The sequence below is a fragment of the Paenibacillus sp. 01L418 genome (assembly GCF_056400045.1).
Genome location: NZ_JBFTSN010000789.1, coordinates 1 through 1,105 on the forward strand (window position 1 = coordinate 1; position 1,105 = coordinate 1,105).

Genomic DNA, 1,105 nt, shown 5'->3' on the forward strand with positions numbered 1-1,105 from the left:
ACTAGTTCTAAAGCATTTGTGCTGACCACGCCTATTATTTCGCCGTTTCTTAATCCTCTTTCAATTTCTCGTCTTTGATTTGGCAAGTAGCCGCCACGGTAGCCTCGTATGGATTTTGTGCCGATTTCATTTTTAACCAATTCCTGAATATGGCTCAAAATAATTTCTACTCTTACCCGGCTGCGAGCAAAAACAATCGTCTGTATTTTGTTCGTCAAAAATTCCTTCGCTAATTGATTAACCTCTACAGTAGAACTTTTTCGAATATTGAGCGGCTTATTTACAATGGGCGGGTTATAAAAAACAAAATGTTTCCGCCCTCTTGGTGCGCCGTTATCATCAATTAATCGCATAGGATTCCCTGTCAATTGTTCTGCTAGTTCCTTAGGGTTAGCAATTGTGGCAGATGTACAAATAAACAGTGGATCGCTACCATAAAACTTGCATATTCGTTTGAGCCTTCGAATGACATTTGCTACATGACTTCCGAATACGCCTCTATACGTATGAAGCTCGTCAATAACGATATATTTAAGATTGCTAAATAAACTTACCCATTTTGTATGATGTGGAAGGATAGCGGAATGCAGCATATCGGGGTTCGTGATGACGATATGTCCTACATTTCTTACAATCGTTCGAATAGCAGGCGAAGTATCGCCGTCATAGGTAAAGCTTTTAATATCAATTCCCATTTCGTTTATCATTTCAGTTAATTCACTTTTTTGATCTTGTGCAAGAGCTTTCGTTGGGAATAAATATAAAGCTCGACTGCCGTCGTCTTCCGCTATCGCTTGTAACACTGGAAGGTTATAACAAAGCGTTTTTCCAGAAGCGGTCGGAGTTACAGCGACTATATTTTCACCTTTACGTATCGTTTCGTAGGCTGAGTGCTGGTGTGTATATAAATGCTCTATTCCTCTTTTTGCGAAAGCCGATTTAATTCTTGGATCAACACTTTCTGGCAGAGGTTTTGTTTTTGCCTCTTGAGGCTCTATTTCAGTCCAATTTATAATATTTTCATTGGCTCGTAAATTTCGGATCATTTCTGAAAGTGATTTCTTTTTTATCATTTCTTAGCACCTCACTATACCCTATATATTAG

Annotated in this window: 1 protein-coding gene; it reads right to left on the reverse strand. The window is 38.6% G+C overall.

The features are described 5' to 3' along the window. Positions 1–1,070 (reverse strand): DEAD/DEAH box helicase (locus AC1DSE_RS35650; protein ID WP_477529168.1); only part of this gene is annotated, 1,070 nt, incomplete at its 3' end. Positions 1,071–1,105 lie beyond the last annotated feature (35 nt).